14 protein-coding genes and 1 tRNA gene are annotated in these 16,390 nt (G+C 71.8%); 12 read left to right on the forward strand and 3 right to left on the reverse strand.

Annotated features, from left to right (window positions below):
- Positions 1 to 209 precede the first annotated feature (209 nt).
- Positions 210 to 1,268, reverse strand: a complete 1,059-nt coding sequence (locus tag AB4112_RS06535; protein WP_441717949.1) for a DNA topoisomerase IB — start codon at positions 1,266 to 1,268, stop codon at positions 210 to 212.
- Positions 1,269 to 1,372: 104 nt separating this feature from the next.
- On the opposite strand from AB4112_RS06535, the gene AB4112_RS06540 reads away from it, so the two are divergent.
- From AB4112_RS06540 to AB4112_RS06585, 10 genes are all read left to right on the forward strand, one after another.
- Positions 1,373 to 1,846: a YaiI/YqxD family protein gene (locus AB4112_RS06540; RefSeq protein ID WP_441718321.1), complete on the forward strand. Its 474-nt coding sequence runs from the start codon at positions 1,373 to 1,375 to the stop codon at positions 1,844 to 1,846.
- 169 nt (positions 1,847 to 2,015) lie between these two features.
- Entirely contained in the window at positions 2,016 to 2,867 is an 852-nt protein-coding gene (locus AB4112_RS06545; RefSeq protein ID WP_441717952.1) for a sugar phosphate isomerase/epimerase family protein, read from the forward strand.
- Positions 2,864 to 4,390: a sugar ABC transporter ATP-binding protein gene (locus AB4112_RS06550; protein ID WP_441717955.1), complete on the forward strand. Its 1,527-nt coding sequence runs from the start codon at positions 2,864 to 2,866 to the stop codon at positions 4,388 to 4,390. The genes AB4112_RS06545 and AB4112_RS06550 overlap by 4 nt, the downstream gene beginning before the upstream one ends.
- Positions 4,387 to 5,364, forward strand: a complete 978-nt coding sequence (locus tag AB4112_RS06555; RefSeq protein WP_441717958.1) for an ABC transporter permease — start codon at positions 4,387 to 4,389, stop codon at positions 5,362 to 5,364. The genes AB4112_RS06550 and AB4112_RS06555 overlap by 4 nt, the downstream gene beginning before the upstream one ends.
- Positions 5,361 to 6,398: an ABC transporter permease gene (locus AB4112_RS06560; RefSeq protein ID WP_441717962.1), complete on the forward strand. Its 1,038-nt coding sequence runs from the start codon at positions 5,361 to 5,363 to the stop codon at positions 6,396 to 6,398. Before AB4112_RS06555 ends, AB4112_RS06560 begins: the two co-directional genes overlap by 4 nt.
- Before the next feature lie 45 nt (positions 6,399 to 6,443).
- On the forward strand, positions 6,444 to 7,577 hold the full coding sequence (locus tag AB4112_RS06565) for an ABC transporter substrate-binding protein (RefSeq protein ID WP_441717965.1): 1,134 nt from the start codon (positions 6,444 to 6,446) through the stop codon (positions 7,575 to 7,577).
- A 53-nt stretch (positions 7,578 to 7,630) separates the two neighbouring features.
- Positions 7,631 to 8,908 (forward strand): amidohydrolase family protein, encoded by a 1,278-nt coding sequence (locus tag AB4112_RS06570; protein ID WP_309792770.1) that lies wholly within the window; start codon positions 7,631 to 7,633, stop codon positions 8,906 to 8,908.
- 13 nt (positions 8,909 to 8,921) lie between these two features.
- Entirely contained in the window at positions 8,922 to 11,000 is a 2,079-nt protein-coding gene (locus tag AB4112_RS06575; protein ID WP_309792769.1) for a substrate-binding domain-containing protein, read from the forward strand.
- Positions 10,997 to 11,848: an alpha/beta hydrolase gene (locus AB4112_RS06580; RefSeq protein WP_441717969.1), complete on the forward strand. Its 852-nt coding sequence runs from the start codon at positions 10,997 to 10,999 to the stop codon at positions 11,846 to 11,848. The genes AB4112_RS06575 and AB4112_RS06580 overlap by 4 nt, the downstream gene beginning before the upstream one ends.
- Before the next feature lie 173 nt (positions 11,849 to 12,021).
- Positions 12,022 to 12,288, forward strand: a complete 267-nt coding sequence (locus AB4112_RS06585) for a DUF1127 domain-containing protein (RefSeq protein WP_441717972.1) — start codon at positions 12,022 to 12,024, stop codon at positions 12,286 to 12,288.
- Between the two features lie 27 nt (positions 12,289 to 12,315).
- Here AB4112_RS06585 and AB4112_RS06590 read toward each other — a convergent pair whose 3' ends face one another.
- Both AB4112_RS06590 and AB4112_RS06595 read right to left on the reverse strand, forming a co-directional pair.
- Positions 12,316 to 13,074 (reverse strand): endonuclease/exonuclease/phosphatase family protein, encoded by a 759-nt coding sequence (locus tag AB4112_RS06590; RefSeq protein WP_441717974.1) that lies wholly within the window; start codon positions 13,072 to 13,074, stop codon positions 12,316 to 12,318.
- A gap of 187 nt (positions 13,075 to 13,261) precedes the next feature.
- Positions 13,262 to 13,353 (reverse strand) — tRNA-Ser (locus AB4112_RS06595).
- A gap of 284 nt (positions 13,354 to 13,637) precedes the next feature.
- On the opposite strand from AB4112_RS06595, the gene dxs reads away from it, so the two are divergent.
- Together dxs and AB4112_RS06605 are read left to right on the forward strand one after the other, a co-directional pair.
- Positions 13,638 to 15,554, forward strand: a complete 1,917-nt coding sequence (gene dxs / locus AB4112_RS06600; protein ID WP_309792765.1) for a 1-deoxy-D-xylulose-5-phosphate synthase — start codon at positions 13,638 to 13,640, stop codon at positions 15,552 to 15,554.
- Positions 15,555 to 15,759: 205 nt separating this feature from the next.
- Positions 15,760 to 16,338 carry a hypothetical protein gene (locus AB4112_RS06605; protein ID WP_441717978.1) on the forward strand — a complete coding sequence of 193 codons (579 nt, stop codon included), beginning with the start codon at positions 15,760 to 15,762 and terminating at the stop codon, positions 16,336 to 16,338.
- The last annotated feature ends 52 nt before the right edge of the window (positions 16,339 to 16,390 follow it).

Raw genomic sequence — 16,390 nt, forward strand, 5'->3', positions numbered from 1 at the left:
GCGACGAGGGGAACCGGATCCCCGGAGGGTCAGGCTCGCAGCGTCGGCGCCGGCAAAGTCGCGCTAGGTCGACTGGGCGTGCTCATGGGAGCGGCGGATCCTTGATTGCGTCGGCGGCTGGCCCCGACACCGGCGATATCGACCCGCGCAGCGAAGCGGTCAAGGCCTTTTGGCCCTGTGACCAATTTGTAAGGTTCAGGCCAGGACGGTCAGGCCGTCGCGCCATCCAGCCGCTTGAGGAAACGCAGCAGCGCGGCCTCGCCGCGGCGGCCGTCGGGATCGTCGCCCGGCGGCCAGCGCAGGGTGGTGGCCAAGCGCCCGTCGAGATAGGCGCTGACCACCCCGGGGTGGACGTAGCAGGCCCGGCATACCGCCGGCGTGTTGCCCAGCTGCACTGCCACCTGCTCGATGCAGCGCACCACCGCGGCCTTGGTCGGCGCGGCCTCCGGGTCGGGGTCGGCGGACAGCAGCTGGGCGGCCAGCAGGGTCCCGGCCCAGGTGCGGAAATCCTTGGCGGTGAAGTCCTGGCCGGCAATTTCGCGCAGGTACTGGTTGACTTCGTCCGACCCGACCGCCTGGCGCTCGCCGGCATCGTCGACGTACTGGAACAGGCGGTGGCCCGGCAGGTCCTGGCAGGACCGGACGATGCGCGCGATGCGGCGGTCGTGGAAGGCCGACCGGTGCAGCACGCCGCTCTTGGCCTTGAACTCGAAGCGGATGGCGCCGCCCTCGACATCGACATGGCGCTTGCGCAGCGTGGTCAGGCCGAAGCTCTTGTTGGTCCGGGCGTATTCGTCGTTGCCGATGCGGATCAGCGTGGCCTCCAGCAGCCGCACGATCGCCGCCAGCACCTTGGCCCGGGTCAGGCCGCGCTCGGCCAGGTCGGCGTCGACGCGCTTGCGGATGCGGGGCAGGGCGCGGCCGAAGGCGACCATGCGGCCGTACTTGGTCTCCGCCCGGGCCTCCTTCCAGCGTGGGTGGTAGCGGTACTGCTTGCGCCCGCGCTGGTCGCGCCCGGTGGCCTGGATGTGGCCGCGCGGGTCCGGACAGATCCAGACATCGGTGTAGGCCGGCGGGATGGCGAGGCTGGCGATGCGCTTCAGYACCTTCGGGTCGCGCAGCGCCGTGCCGTCGGGCAGGCGGTAGGCGAAGCCCTTGCCGGCGCGGCGGCGGCGGATGCCGGGATCGGCGTCGCTGACATAGCGCAGGCCGTTCGCCCGCGCTTCCTCAGGTGGGATCGGATCGGGCGATGCGGCGGCGTCGGCCATGCAAGACAGCGCTATCCTCGGCGGGAAGGGCGCTGGAGCAACGGCGCCGTCGCCGCTATGGTTCCGGTCCCCGCCGCAACCGACCGCAGCCCGTGACCGACCCGATCCGCATCCTTGTCGACGCCGACGCCTGCCCGGTGAAGGCGGAGATCTACCGCGTCGCCGAGCGCTACGGCCTGCCGGTCTTCGTCGTCACCAATGGCGGGGTGATGGTGCCGCGCGACCCGCGCATCCAGCTGGTGATCGTCGGCGACGGCTTCGACGCGGCCGACGACTGGATCGCCGAGCGCTGCGGGCCGGCGGACATCGTCGTCACCGCCGACATCCAGCTGGCCGACCGCTGCCTGAAATCGGGGTCGACGGTGATCGGCAACACCGGGCGGCCCTTCACCAAGGAATCGATCGGCATGGCGCTGGCCAGCCGGGCGCTGATGGCCGACCTGCGCGCCATGGGCACAGTCGGCGGCGGCAACAAGCCGATGGTGGCCAAGGACAAAWCGACTTTCCTCTCGGCGCTCGATGCCGCCGTGGTCCGCCTGCGCCGCGCCCCGCCGCCCCGGGGCGCGCCGGCCGCCTGAGCGGCGCCGGGCCATCCCTGGCCGCTCGTCCAGCGGAACGGCGCTTGTCCAGAATACCGGACATCGGATCGTGCCGCCGCGTTGACGCTGGGCCGGCGCTGCCGCCATCCTTCCACAAAAGAGCCAGGGCCCGGGCAGCAGCCACGGGCCCGGACCCTGGGAGGAACGCGTGCAAATTGGCTTCAACCTCCTGGTGATCGGGGGGGCCATCGGGCCCGCCGACCATCGGGTGCTCGAATCCCTCAAGCGCCACGGCTATGACGGCGTCGAGGTGCCGGTCATGGGTGGCACCGCCGCCGATTGCGCCGCGCTCGGCAGGGTGCTCGACGATCTCGGCCTGGCCCGCACCTTCACCACCGTGATCCCCGATCCGGACAGCAGCCCGATGAGCGCGGACCCCGCGATCCGGGCCCGGGCGCGCGACCGGCTGGCCTGGGCGGTCGATTGCGGCCACGCCCTCGGCGCCACCGTGATGGGCGGCCCGTACCATTCGCCGCTCGGCGTGTTCTCGGGTTCCGGCCCGACCGAGGACGAACTGGCGAATCTGGCAGAGGCACTGCACTGGGCCGCCGGCCGCGCCCAGGGGGCCGGGATCCATCTGTCGATCGAGGCGGTCAACCGCTTCGAATGCTACGCCCTGAACACCATGGCGCAGGCGGAAGCCCTGCGCGCCCGGGTCGGGCACCCGAATTTCGGCTTCATGTACGATACCTTCCACGCCAACATCGAAGAGCGCGACCCAATCGGGGTCATCGGCGCCCATGCCGCGGGCATCACCCACATCCACATTTCGGAGAATGACCGCGGCATCCCGGGCCGCGGGCACATCCCGTTCCCGGCGATCCTCCGCGCCATCCGCGCCACCGGCTATGATGGCTGGCTGACGGTCGAGGCCTTCGGCCGGTCGCTGCCGGACCTGGCCGCGGCCACCCGGATCTGGCGCGACATGTTCCCCGACCTCGACACGCTGTTCGCGGAGTCCATCGCCCTGATCCGGCGAGAGTGGGAGGCCGCGGCATGAGCGCCACCGCCCCCCGCTTCGAGATGCGCGGCATCCGCAAGGCCTTCCTCGGCGTGGTCGCGCTCGACGGCGTCGCCTTCGCCTGCCGCGCCGGCGAGATCCACGCCCTGTGCGGCGAGAACGGCGCTGGCAAGTCGACGCTGATCAAGGTGTTGGGTGGCGTCCACGCCCCCGACGCCGGCGAGATCCTGATCGATGGCGCACCGGTGCGCTTTCCGCATCCCGCCGCCGCCCGCGCCGCCGGCATCAGCATCATCCACCAGGAGCTGAGTCTGCTGCCCGACCGCACGGTGGCGGAGAACATCCATCTCGGCATCGAGCCGGTGCGGCGCTTCCGGCTGGACCGGGCGGCGATGCGCGACGGCGCCCACGCCCTGCTGTCCCGCCTGTCCTCCGGCATCGACCCGGAGACGCCGGCCCGCGACCTGACCATCGCCGAGCAGCAGACGGTGGAGATCGCCAAGGCCCTGGCGATCGACGCCCGCATCCTGGTGATGGACGAGCCGACCGCGGCGCTGGACGACGTCGAGGCGGCGCGGCTGCTGGCCCTGATCCGCGGCCTCAAGGCCACCGGCGTCGCCGTGGTCTACATCTCGCACCGGATGCCGGAGGTGTTCGCCATCGCCGACACCGTCACCGTGCTGAAGGATGGCCGCCACGTCGCCACCCGGCCGCGGGCCGAGACGCATTCGGACGAGGTGGTGCGGCTGATGGTCGGGCGGCCGCTCAGCGACTATTTCCCGCCGCGGCCCAGCGATCCGCCCGGCGACCCCGTGCTGCGGGTCGAGGCCTGCGGCAACGCCACGGTGTCCGGCATCGACCTGACGGTGCGGCGCGGCGAGATCGTCGCCATCGCCGGGCTGGAAGGGTCGGGCAAGACCGCGCTGGCCCGCGCCGTGGTCGGGGCCGATCCGTTCCTGTCCGGCCGGATGTGGATCGCGGAGCGGGAGACCAGGCCGGGATCGGCCCGGGCGGGGGTCGCGCACGGGCTCGGCCTCGTCCCCGACGACCGCAAGCGCGACGGGTTGGCGCTGATGCAGTCGGTGCGCGACAACGGCCTGTTGGCCCGGCGCGGCCTGGCCGGGCTGCTGGCCTGGCCGAAGGGCAAGTCGGTCGGGGCCGCGGCGATCGACGGGCTGCTGCAGGCGGTCGATGTCCGCGCCAGCAGCTGGGACCAGGAGACCCGGCTGCTGTCGGGCGGCAACCAGCAGAAGGCGATCCTGGCGCGCTGGCTGGCCTGCGACCCGGAGTTGCTGGTCTTCGCCGAACCGACCCGCGGCGTCGACGTCGCCGCCAAGGCGGCGATCTACCGGCTGATGCGCGGCTTCACCGGCCGCGGCAAGGGCATCCTGGTCTCGACCTCGGACCTGCCGGAGGCGCTGGGCCTGGCCGACCGCATCCTGGTGATGCGCGGCGGGCGGATCGTCGGCGAACGGCCGGCCGGCGCGACCGAGGAGGAGATCATGGCGCTGGCCACCGGCCACCGGTCGGATGCCGCCCCGATCCAGGCGGGTGCGGCATGAGCGCGACCGTCGCCGCCGGGCGGCCACGGCGCGCCGAGCTGCCGGTGCCGCTGATCCTGATCGCCGGGTCCGCGATCGCCTTCGCCGTCACCGCGCTGGCCACCGGCCAGACCGCCCAGCTGTCGCCCGACGGCGTCATCGCGGTGCTGGAACGGGTGGTGGCGCTCGGCTTCGTGGCGCTGGGCCAGACCTTCGTCATCCTGGCCCGGTCGATCGACCTGTCGGTCGCCAACCTGGTCAGCGTCGCCGCGGTGATGGCGTCCTGGATGATGCAGGGCGACCCGGCGATGATGCTGCCGGCGGTGGCCGCGGTGCTGGCCATCTCGGCCCTGGTCGGGGTGGTGAACGGCCTGCTGGTGACGCGGCTCGAGATCAACCCGCTGATCGCCACGCTCGGCGTCGGGCTGATCCTGCAGGGGATGCTCAGCGCCTCGTTCCAGAACTTCGCCGGGTCGGTGCCGGAAAGCTTCCAAATCCTCGCCTATGGCCAGGTCGGGCCGGTGCCCTATCCGGTGATCGGGCTGTTCGTGCTGACCGCCGCCGCCGCCTTCGTGCTGCGCTCGACCCGGTTCGGCGCGCATCTCTACGCCACCGGCGGCAACCCGGACGGCGCCCGCCTGGCCGGCATCCGCACCCATCGGGTGACGCTAGGCGCGCATATCATCTGCAGCCTCGGCGCCGGGCTGACCGGACTGTACCTCGCCAGCCGTCTGCGCTCGGGCGCGCCCTGGGTCGGGCGCGACGGGGTCTACGACCTCGAATCCATCGCCGTGGTGGTGATCGGCGGCACCATCCTGGCCGGCGGCCGCGGCGGGGTCTGGGGCACGCTGGCCGGTGTCATCCTGTTCGGCACGCTCGACGCGGTGTTCACCATGATCGGCATCGACGCCTTCGTGAAGCAGGTGCTGCGCGGCGCCATCGTCATCGCCGCGGTCGCGGTCTACGCCTATCGCAGCCGGGGGCATGTGGCATGATCGAGACCACCGAGCCGCGGCCCGCTACACAAGCCTTGGCCGCCCCAGCCCTTGCCGGCCGCCCGCCCGCCGCGCTGTCGCTGCTGCGCCGCCTCGCCGCGGTCCGGCCGGCCTATTGGGTGCTGATCCTGCTGCTGGTGGCGATCACGGTGGCCAGCCCGGCCTTCCTGGAGCCCAACGGCTACATGAACTTCCTGCGCCGGGCGGCGCCGCTGGTCATCCTCGCGGCCGGGCAGCTCTTCGTCATCGTGGTCGGCGGCTTCGACCTCTCGGTCGGATCGCTGATCACCCTGGTGGTGATGGCCGCGTCGCTGCTGATCCAGGGCGACCCGGCCCAGACCTGGTGGGTGATCGGCCTGCTCTACGCCATCGGCCTCGCCGTCGGCCTGGTCAACGGGCTGGTGGTGTCCTGGCTCAAGGTGCCGTCGATCATCGCCACGCTCGGCGCGCTGCTGTCGCTGAAGGGCATTGCCCTGGCCTGGTCCGGCGGGTCGCCGCAGGGCTACCTGCCCGACAACTTCCGCGACTTCGGCCGGCTGACCTGGCGCGGCATCCCCGGCATCGACCTGCTGCCGCTGGCCGTCATCGTCATGATCGTGACGGTCGCGATCCTGTGGTGGCTGATGCACGGCACCGTGCTGGGCCGGCTGCTGCTGGCGGTGGGCGACAACCCGCGGGCGGCGGAGCTGGCGGGCACCCGTGTCCGCCTGGTGCGCACCATCGCCTTCGTGGTCTCGGCCCTGTCGGCGGTGACGGCGGGCATCCTGCTCGGCGGCTTCGCCGGGGTCTCGACCAATGTCGGCGACGGCTACGAGCTGCAGGCGATCGCCGCGATCGTCATCGGCGGCGCCCAGCTGCTCGGCGGCCGCGGCACCGTGCCCGGCGCGGTGGCCGGGGCGCTCAGCCTGTCCGCCCTGTTCACTTTGCTCAACCTGATCGGCCTGCCCAAGCCGCTGCGCGACGCGGCCCAGGGGCTGATCCTGATCGGCGCCGTCGGCTGGAGCGTCTGGCGCCGCCGAAGGGGAGGTGCGTAGCTCCGGCACCCATTCCAAGAACCAGAACAATGAGGGAGGAATGTCATGCGTATCGGGACGATGATCGGCGCCACTGCCCTTTTGGCCGTGGCAGCCGGCGGCGCGGCGCAGGCGCAGAGCTTCGACGACCCCAAGGAGTTCGCGGCCCAGCGGGCGATGATGTCCGAGAAGGCGGAAGGCCCGGCCGACAAGCCGTGGGAGCAGCATATCGGCGGCGGCATGGTCGACACCGCCAAGTACAAGAAGCCCGGGCCCTACAAGCTGTGCTTCTCCAACGCCGGGGTCGGCAATCCCTGGCGCGTGGTCGGCTGGCTGACGATGCAGGCCGAGGTCGACATCCACAAGAGCGACATCGCCTCCTTCACCGTGGCCGACGCCGAGGGCAAGGACGACAAGCAGATCTCCGACATCAAGGCGATGCTGGCCAGCGGCAAATGCGACGTGCTGATCGTGTCGCCCAACACCACCGCGGCGCTGACCCCGGCGGTGGAGGAAGCCTGCAAGCAGGTGCCGGTCATCATCTTCGACCGTGGCGTGCTGACGGATTGCCCGGTCACCGTGGTCAAGCCGATCGGCGGCTACGCCTTCGGCATCGCCGCGGCCGACTACATCGCCGCCAACGTGCCGAAGGGTGGCAAGGTGCTGGCCCTGCGCATCCTGCCCGGCGTCGACGTGCTGGAGAACCGCTGGGCCGCGGCCAAGCGCATCTTCGATGAGAAGGGTATTCAGGTGGTCGGCGTCGAATTCACCGATGGCGACCGGGCCAAGACCAAGTCGATCGTCGAGGACTACCTGACCCGGACCGGCAAGCTTGATGCCGTGTGGATGGATGCCGGCGCCACCAGCGTCGCCGCCATCGAGGCGTTCGAGGACCAGGGCATGGCGGTGCCGATCGTCACCGGCGAGGACCAGCAGGACTTCCTGCAGAAGTGGAAGCAGTCGGGGATGAAGGCGGTGGCGCCGACCTACCCGACCTACCAGTGGCGCACCGCCGTCATCGCGGCGCTGCGCGTGCTCAAGGGCGAAGCGGTGCCGGGCCCGGCCTGGTCGCTGCCGCAGCCGACGATCACGGCCGACAACCTCGACAAATACGTCAACGAGAAGATGCCGCCGCTGCACTACGCGATGTGCGGCTGCGAAGGGATGCCGGACTACCCGCAGCGGTGGACCGGAAAATAGCCAACGCGCTGGGGGTGGGCTCGGGTCCACCCCCGCTCTGACCGGAGGACCCGATGGGCGATTATCATATCACCGGCGCGAAGATCTGGGACGGCACCGGCCGCGACCCCTATCCCGGCCAGGTCGTGGTCCGCGGCGACCGCATCCACGCGGTGGCGCCGGCGGGCGAGCGGTTGGATGCCGGGGGCTGCGAGACCGTCGACGGCGGCGGCGCCACGCTGCTGCCGGGGCTGGTCGAGGGCCACGCCCACCTGTCCTTCTGCGGCGCCCGTACCAACACCGACCTCGGCGACGTCCCGACCGAGGAGCATGTGCTGGAGACCATGTGGAACGCCGAGCTGCTGCTCGACCACGGCTTCACCAGCGCCTATTCCGCCGCCAGCGCCAAGACCCGGCTGGACGTGGTGATCCGCAACAAGGTCAATGAGGGCCGGCTGAAGGGCCCGCGGATCAAGGCGGCCAGCCCGGAGATCACGGTGACCGGCGGCCTGGGCGACGAGAGCCGGCTGCACCTGCAGCGCTCCAGCTTCGGCTGGGTCTGCGACGGGCCGGAGGCGGTGCGCCACGCCACCCGCGTCTGCATCCGCGAGGGCGTCGACAACATCAAGATCAACATCTCCGGCGACGATTTCGTCGACCCCGCCAAGGGCGGCATGACGGTGATGTCGAAGGCCGAGGTCGAGGCCGCGGTCGACACCGCCCATGATTTCGGCCGGCGGGTGAACTGCCACGCCCGGGCCAGCGAGGCGGTGAAGCGCGCCATCCGCGCCGGTGTCGACGTGATCTACCATTGCGAGCATGCCGATACCGAGGCGCTGGACCTGCTGGAGGCGGCGAAGGACAAGGTCTTCGTCGGCCCGGCGATCGGTCTGATCTACAACACCATCCACGAGGCCGGCGACTACGGCATCAGCGAGGAGAAGGCGCGCAAGCTCGGCATGCATCTGTGCCTGGAGGCCAGCCAGCGCACCTATGCCGAGATGCGGCGCCGGGGCATCCGCGTGGTGATCGGCGGCGACTACGGCTTCGCCTGGACGCCGCAGGGCACCAACGCGCGCGACGTCGAGCATTTCGTCAAGCTGTTCGGCTACACCGAGTCGGAGGCGCTGCAATGCGCCACCCGGATCGGCGGCGAGCTGATGGGCATGGGCGACCGGCTGGGCCAGGTGAAGCAGGGCTTCCTCGCCGATCTGATCCTGGTCGACGGCGACCCGCTGAAGGACATCGCCCTGATCCACAACCACGGCGCCATCCGCATGGTGATGAAGGACGGGGCGATGCACCGTCTGTCGCCGCGCGCGGCAGCCCGGGCGGCGGCCGCTGCCGAGTGACGGCCGGGGCGCCGTGACCGGGCAGCGGCAATCGGGCGTCGACATCCTGCTCGGGATCGTCGACCGCCTGACCGGGGCGCCGGGCGGGGCGGCGGTCGCCGCCCTGGCCGAAGGCCTGGCCGTGCCGCGCTCCAGCCTCTATGCGGTGCTGCGCCCGATGCTGGCGGCCGGCTGGCTCGACGCGCCGCGCCGCGGCACCGTCCGGCTCGGCGCCGCCTGGTTCGACCTCGCCGTGGCGCTGGAGGCCGGCCCGCAGCCGGCGCCCGCCCGGGCGCGGCCGCAGACCTCCACGGCGCCGGCCCGGTCCTTCCTGTGGAACCCTGACTTCACCGAGCTGGTCGATGCGGCCCCCCATGCCCGGCCGCCGCCCTATGTCTTCGGCTTCTCCAACGGCTCGCGGGCCAATCTCTGGCGCCAGGGGCTGATCCACGGCGTCCAGTTCGCCGCCGCCGACCATGCCGACCGCATCGCCACCCTGCGCATCGCCAATGCCGACGACGACCCGGCGGCGCAGGCACGGGACATCGACGCCTTCCGGGCCATGGGCGTCGACGCGCTGATCGTCAGCCCGCTGGAGACCGAGGCGCTGCTGCCGCCTTTGGCCCGGGCTTGCGCCGCCGGACTGCCGGTGGTGATGGTCGACCGGCTGCTGGGCGATGCCGGGCATTCGCTGATCCAGGTCGCCGGGCCGGACACCGCGATTGGCCGGCTGCCGGCACAATGGTTGGTCGAGACCCTGGGCGGCCGCGGCAGCGTGGTGATGATGGTCGGCGCGCCCGAGATCGGGCCGCTGCTGCGGCGGGCGCGGGCGGCGCAGGAGGTGTTCTCGCTGGCGCCGGGCATCCGCATCCTCGAGACCGTCCACACCGAGATGCTGGTGGCCGCCGGCCGCCGCGCCATGGCCGGGCTGATCGAGCGCTGGGGCGATGCCATCGACGGCGTGTGGTGCGACAGCGGGCTGCACGGCGCCGGGTCGATCCAGGCCTGGGTCGATGCCGGGCGCGACGGCCGGGTGCCGCCGCACACCGGCGGCGACCAGAACGCGGTCTACCAGCTGGCGGTGCTGCATGGCGTGCCGCTGGCGGCGATGGACTTCCCGCCGGCCATGGGCATCCGCGCGGTCGAGGTCGGGCTCGACATCCTGGCCGGCCGCACCCTGCCACGGCGGATCGAGGTCCACACCCCGCTGGTGGTCAGCCGCGGCTGGGAGACGGCGTCGGTCCGCGCCGACATCTTCGTCGAGGACCATGTCCGCTGGGACCGGCCGCCGACCCTGGTGCTGGGCCACGGCATGGGCGAGGACTACGACCCCAACACCTTCGTGGTGGGCAAGGGCGCAACGGCGGAAGGGGCGGCGCGGTCGATCCTGCGCACTCTCGACATCCTGGTCTGGCTCAAGGCCCATGGCGGCGAGGCCGGCACCGCGGAGCTGCTGGAGGCGGTGGCGATGCCGCGCTCCTCGCTGCACGACCTGCTTGGCCCGCTGGTCGGGCATGGCCTGCTGCAGCGCGGCCAGCGCGGCCGGATCCGGGCCGGGCCGCGGGTGCGGGCGGCCGGATTCGCCGCCCTCGGCATCGCCGACCTCGCCGCCGCGGTCGAGCCGGCGCTGGACGGGCTGGCGCGGTCGCATGGCGGCAGCGCCGCGCTGGCGGTGCTGCAGGGCGAACGCTGCGCCATCGCCCTCAGCCGCGCCGCGCCCGGCGCCGCGCCGATCGCCGTCGGCAGCCGCACGCCGGTCAACTGGACCCTGGCCGGGCGCCTGCTGGTGTCGGCGCTGCCGGAGCGGCGGCTGCGCTGGCTGCTGGCCGCCCATGCCCGGCCGCGCCGCGACTCCGGCAAGCCGCTGACCCTGCCCGAGCTGATGGCGGCGATCCGCGCCGAAGGCGACCAGAAGGTGGCCAGCATCGCCGGCGAGACCTGCCCGGACACCGGCGAGGCCGCGCGGCCGCTGCTGGGCCTCGACGGCCAGGTTCGCGCCGTGCTGCTGTTGCGCGTGCCGGTCGGCGCCCTGCCGGCCGCCCGCGCCGCGCTGGAGGGCCTCGCTTTGCCCGAGACCGAACCCTTTCTCCAAACCGAGGCTGTCCTGACATGAGCGAGCCACTGGACCCCTTCATGATCCGCGCCCATGTGCCGGAGTTCGAAACCCATCTCGCCGCCTACCGCCGAGCCAGCGAGCAGGCCCGCCGAACCCTGCGCGGCGTGCCCGACCTCGCCTATGGCGACCATCCGGACGAAAAGCTCGACCTCTACCTGCCGGCGGAGGGGGAGGGGTCGCATCCGGTCCATGTCTTCGTCCATGGCGGCTACTGGCGGGCGTTCTCCAAGGCCGACTACGCCTTCGTCGCGGATGCCGTCACGGCACAGGGCGCGATCGCCGCGATCATCGATTATTCGCTGATGCCGAAGGCGCGGATGGCGGTGCTGGTCGACCAGGTGCGGCGGGCGGTGGCCTGGGTGGCCGCGAATGCCGGGCGCTGGGGTGGCGACCCCAAAGCGATCAGCGCCAGCGGCGCCTCGGCCGGGGCCCATCTCGCCAGTTTCCTGGCCTGCCACGGCGCGCGCGAGGATGCGGCGCCGGCCATGCCGGTGCGGTCGCTGCTGCTGGTCAGCGGCATCTACGACCTCGGCCCGATCACCCGCAGCTTCCTGCAGCCGGAGATCGCGCTGACCGCGGCGGAGGTGGCGGCATGGTCGCCGCTGGCGGCGACGCCGATGCCGGGGCGGGCGGTGGACATCGTCGTCGGCGCCGACGAGACGCCGCCCTTCCTGGGGCAGGGCCGGGCCTTTGCCGCCCATCTCGCGGCGGCGGGGGTCGATGCCTCTTTCACGACCTTGCCGGGCGAGAACCACATGAGCATCGCCACCGCCCTGGGAACGCCGGGAACGGCGCTGGCCGACCGACTCGGTCGCACCATCGCGGCATCGCGCCGGGGAGGCTGAGCCTGATTGGTCTCCCCGGCGCGCCCCGCTTGGATCTTCCCCTCCTGGCCGCCGAGGTTCAGCATCGGGAGGATCGGCGGGCGGGCTTGGTCCCGGAGCTCGGCCGGGCTGTGACCCGGGCCACAACCGGGCCTGCCGACCGAGCCGGTCCTGCTGTTTCCGCGAGGATTGAGATGGGCATCATCGTTTCGACCGCACCCGGCGCCTCCGACACCCCGATCGGGCAGGGCGCGAACGACAATGTCCGCGGGGCGCCCAGGCCGGCTCCCGCACCGGCGGCGGGTTCGGCCGCGCTGCGCCTGGTGCTGGCGCTCGAGGATGCCTGGGAGCGTGCCCGGCAGCGGCGCGAGCTGGCCGGGCTGAGCGAATGGGAACTGATCGACGCCGGCTGGACCCGGTCGGACCGCCAGAACGAGCTGTCGAAACCGTTTTGGCGCTGAGCGGCCGCGCCGCGGGTCGGCTGAGCCTCAGGCGGCTTCGGGCAGCCGGTCCTGAAGTGAGAGCCGCGCCGGATCCAGGTCGACCCAGGCCTTCAGCGGCAGGTGGTCGGAGGCGATCCGGGCCAGGGTGCTGCGATGCACCTGGACCTGGCGCAGGATACCCTGCGGCCAGCCCAGGATGCGGTCCAGCGAGATCAGGGGCAGGGGGGCGGGGAAGCTCGGCGGGCTCGCGGCCATCGGGCCGAACAGCGCATCGAGCGGCCGCAGCGAGGACCGGCGCCCCGGGCGCCACTCGTTCAGGTCGCCCAGCAGCAGGGTCGGCATGGTCTCGCCCTCGGCGATGGCGTCGAGGATCATGGCGGATTGGCGCATGCGGCAGCGGCGCAGCAGCCCGAAATGGGCGGCGACCACGCGCAGCGGCCCGGCGGGCAGCGCGAGTTCGGTGATGATGGCGCCACGCGGCTCGGCCCCGGGCAGGGTCAGGCGGCGCAGGCGGGTGACCGACCCGTCGCGCACCAAGAGCGCGTTGCCGTGCCAGCCATGGCCGTCGGGCAGGTCGGAGACGTGCAGCAGGTGCAGCCCGCTGTCGCGGCGCAGCATCTCGGCGTCGAGCAGGCCGGAGCGGCGGCCGAAGCGGCGGTCGACCTCCTGCAGCGCCACCACGTCGGCGCCGAGTTCGGCCACCACGGCGGCGATGCGGGCCGGGTCGAAGCGCCCGTCCAGGCCGACGCATTTGTGCACATTGTAGGATCCGACCACGACAGGCCGGGCGGACGTGTCCGCCACCGCCGTGACGGGCGGGGTACCGGGAGCGGAAGACGCGGGCTGAGGGTCCATCTCGGTTCCGGAAAGCCGGGAAGGATCCCGGGAGCCCGTTTATCTAATACGATGACCGGGCCCTGCCAAGGCGGCGCGACGGAATGTATCGGCCGACCCAAGGCAGCCGAAGCGGGAATCGCCCGCGGCAGAAAGATGGCGGAGGGACCGGGATTCGAACCCGGGCACAGGATTTCTCCCGTGGACGGTTTAGCAAACCGTTGCCTTCAGCCGCTCGGCCACCCCTCCGTCCCGGGCGGCAATGCCGCTCGGTCCGCGGTTCTTAAGGGGGCGGACAAAGCTTGTCAATCACGGGTCTCGCACGCTCCGTGGCCGGGGGGACGCAGGCGCGGCGAATTCGCGCCATGCCAGGGCTGCGACACCGGATTTCCTTGATCGCGCCGGCGCTCCCCTATACTTGGGGACTATATCGGGCAGGAAATTAAGGTGGTTCGATCGATCGTCCGCCGTCATGGCGCCACAGGACGAAGCCGCCGAACCGAATGGATCAAGCCTGCCGAAAGCGAAGCTGAATGAAGCCAGTCACCCCGCTGCTCGACTCCATCCACTCCCCCGCAGATCTCCGCCGCCTGCCGGCGTCCGATGTGAAGCAGGTCGCCGATGAGCTCAGGGCCGAGACCATCGATGCGGTCTCGACCACGGGCGGCCATCTCGGCGCCGGCCTCGGCGTGGTCGAACTGACCGTCGCCCTGCATCGGGTGTTCGACACCCCGCGGGACAAGCTGATCTGGGACGTCGGCCACCAGGCCTATCCGCACAAGATCCTGACCGGGCGGCGCGATCGCATCCGCACCCTGCGCCAGGGCGGCGGCCTGTCGGGCTTCACCCGGCGGTCGGAGAGCGAGTACGACCCGTTCGGCGCGGCGCACAGCTCGACCTCGATCTCAGCCGGGCTCGGCATGGCGGTGGCCCGCGACCTCAAGGGCGACGACTTCCGCGTCGTGGCGGTGATCGGCGACGGCGCGATGAGCGCCGGGATGGCCTATGAGGCGATGAACAACGCCGGCGCGCTGAGGAGCCGCCTGGTGGTCATCCTCAACGACAACGACATGTCGATCGCGCCGCCGGTCGGCGCCATGAGCGCCTATCTGTCGCGGCTGATCTCCTCGCGCTCCTACCGCTCGCTGCGGCACCTGATGCGTGACGTCACCAAGGTGTTCCCGAAGCCGGTGGCGCGTGCCGCCAAGCGGGCCGAGGAATACGCCCGCGGCTTCGTCACCGGCGGCACGCTGTTCGAGGAGCTCGGCTTCTACTATGTCGGCCCGATCGACGGGCACAATCTCGACCACCTGCTGCCGGTGCTCGAGAATGTCCGCGACGCCGATGACGGGCCGGTGCTGGTCCATGTCGTCACCCAGAAGGGCAAGGGCTACGGCCCGGCCGAGGCGGCGCCGGACAAGTACCATGGCGTCACCCGATTCGACGTCATCACCGGCACCCAGACCAAGCCGAAGAGCAACGCGCCGAGTTACACCGGCGTGTTCGGCCAGGCGCTGATCCAGGAGGCCGAGGCCGACGACCGCATCGTCGCGGTGACCGCCGCCATGCCCACCGGCACCGGGCTGGACAAGTTCGCCCAGCGCTTCCCGAGCCGCACCTTCGACGTCGGCATCGCCGAGCAGCATGCGGTGACCTTTGCCGCGGGGATGGCGACGGAAGGCTTCAAGCCGTTCTGCGCGATCTATTCGACCTTCCTGCAGCGCGCCTATGACCAGGTGGTGCACGACGTCGCGATCCAGCACCTGCCGGTGCGCTTCGCGATCGACCGGGCCGGGCTGGTCGGGGCCGACGGCGCCACCCATGCCGGCGCCTTCGACATCGCCTATCTCGGATGCCTGCCGGGCATGGTGCTGATGGCCGCGGCCGACGAGGCCGAGTTGGTGCACATGGTGGCGACCGCCGCCGCGCTCGACGACCGGCCCTCGGCCTTCCGCTATCCCCGCGGCGACGGCGTCGGGGTCGAGCTGCCGGCCCGCGGCGTGCCGCTGGCCTTGGGCAAGGGCCGGGTGCTGCGCGAAGGCACCACCATCGCCATCCTCAGCTACGGCACGCGGCTGCAGGAATGCCTGGTGGCCGCCGAGACGCTGGGCGGCATGGGCCTGTCGACCACGGTCGCCGACGCCCGCTTCGCCAAGCCGCTCGACACCGACCTGGTCGAGCAGCTGGCCCGCAACCACGCGGTGGTGCTGACCGTCGAGGAGGGCGCCGAGGGCGGCTTCGGCAGCATCGTGCTGCACCATCTGGCGCGCAGCGGGCTGCTGGACCAAGGGCTGAAGATCCGGCCGCTGACCCTGCCGGACCGCTTCCAGGACCATGAGAAGCCGGAGCTGCAATACGCCGAGGCGGCGCTGTCGGCGCAGCACATCGTCGCCACCGCCGCGGCGGCGCTCGGCCTCGACGCGCCGATCACGGGCGTGGTGCGCGCCTAGCCCATCACGGCTTCGACGACTCTGCGAAAGGCCATCCCGACCCCTCGGGATGGCCTTTCGCGTTGATGGGGGCCGAGGGCAGGATGGAACCTGTGGGCGACGCAGCCCGTTCCCAGGGTTCTGGCGATTTCCCGTGCTGCCGTCGCACCGCATCGGCCATGATGGGCGGTCGAATCGGCCCGTGGGGGGCGAGAAGGGGGATACAATGAAGCTGCGGCACGCCGTCCTGGGGATGGCCGCGATCACGATGCTGGGCGCCTGCGTTCCGGCGTCGGGCGAAACCAAGGCGCCGGCCGCTCCGGTGGCTGCCGCCCCGGCGGTGAAGGCGCCGCCGACGGCCGCCACCGCGCTGGCCGGGATCGAGGCGTTCCGCGGCTCCTGGGTCGGGGCCAGCGACGGCGAGGGCGAGGCCAAGCGCGCGGCCGCCCTGATGATCGACGCTTCGGCCGATGGTGCGCTGCTGCTGCGCTGGCGCAGCGCCGAGGGCCAGGACGGCGCGGCCAACATCGACCCGAAGAGCATGCGCGAGAACACGGTGCTGTTCCCGCCGTCCAAGACCCCGAGCGTCTGGACCACGCGGCTGGAGACCGGCGCGCGGGCCAAGGCCAAGCTGGACGGCGCGACGCTGGTCACCGAGCTGACGGCGAAGACCGGCGGCAAGACCGAGGTGCAGTCCTACCGTCGCACCCTGACCGCGCCGGGCCAGCTTTCGCTCCACTACACCCGGGCGGTGAACGGCAAGATCGAGAGCACGATCGACGCGGATTTCGTCAAGCTGCCGTGAGGCGACATGGGAGCAGGTCCGGGAACGGCTTGTGCCCAGGCTGGGTACACGC

It is taken from the genome of Inquilinus sp. 2KB_23, from assembly GCF_052115705.1.
Classification (GTDB): domain Bacteria; phylum Pseudomonadota; class Alphaproteobacteria; order DSM-16000; family Inquilinaceae; genus Inquilinus; species Inquilinus ginsengisoli_A.